Source organism: Bowmanella yangjiangensis, assembly GCF_017255015.1.
GTDB classification, from domain to species: Bacteria; Pseudomonadota; Gammaproteobacteria; order Enterobacterales; family Alteromonadaceae; genus Bowmanella; species Bowmanella yangjiangensis.
The window spans coordinates 1-750 of the sequence record NZ_JAFKCS010000388.1; the positions used below are offsets into that span (position 1 = coordinate 1).

General features: G+C 66.3%; 2 protein-coding genes. Both read right to left on the reverse strand.

Annotated elements, in window-relative coordinates:
• Window positions 1-80: 80 nt before the first annotated feature.
• On the reverse strand, window positions 81-422 hold the full coding sequence (locus tag J0A65_RS24730; protein ID WP_037048187.1) for a DMT family transporter: 342 nt from the start codon (window positions 420-422) through the stop codon (window positions 81-83).
• Window positions 423-524: 102 nt separating this feature from the next.
• Window positions 525-750: glycine cleavage T C-terminal barrel domain-containing protein (locus J0A65_RS24735; protein ID WP_206596891.1), on the reverse strand; the 226-nt coding region annotated here is incomplete at its 5' end.

Here is a 750-nt window from a genome sequence, read left to right on the forward strand (position 1 = left end):
TGCGCGAGAACATCGCACGCTTTCAGCTCTGACGCCCAAGCGTGCGGCATGCTGGGCCACGCATCCGCTCAGCCATGTACTCAGGCCAGTGGTGCGGGGCTGAACAGCTTCAGCCCGACGATGCCGGCGATGATCATCAGCAGGCACAGGCTGCGCAACAGGTTGAGGCTTTCACCGAGGAACATCGCACCATAGGCCACCGTGCCCAGGGTGCCGATACCGACCCACACCGCATACGCCAGACCGAGAGGCAGCACGCGCACGGACAGGCTCAGCAGGTAGATGCTGAGCAGCAGGAAGAAGCCGCAATACAGGCTCGGCCATAAGCGTGTGAAACCATCGGTGCGCGGGATGATCGAGGCGTAGAACACCTCGCACAGCCCCGCCAGCAGCAGAAATCCCCAGCCATTCAACCAGGCCATGATGCGCTCCTTGTGCGAGCAGGTCGGGCCACCTCCCTGCGGCCCTGCTCCCTTGCCCCTGGACTGCAGTGCCCGCGACGGCTCCCCGTCGCGGGAGCGGCCTCACCCCTTGGCCGTGCGTTTCTTCTTTTCCGGGTCGTCGAACGGCAGGCTGTGGGCGATGGCCTTCACCGCCAGGCTGCCCTTGACCTCCAGCGCCGCGCCCTGCTCGGCGTACGGCACCTCCATGCGGGCGATGGCCATGGACTTGCCGGACAGCCGCGAATACATGGCGCAGGTGATCACCCCGACCTGCTTGCCCCCGGCCCACAGCGTGTCGCCGGCCTCG

Bases quoted from the DNA above. Each gene is read 5' to 3' on its own strand.
- J0A65_RS24730 (WP_037048187.1), bottom strand. From the start codon at position 422: ATGGCCTGGTTGAATGGCTGGGGATTTCTGCTGCTGGCGGGGCTGTGC.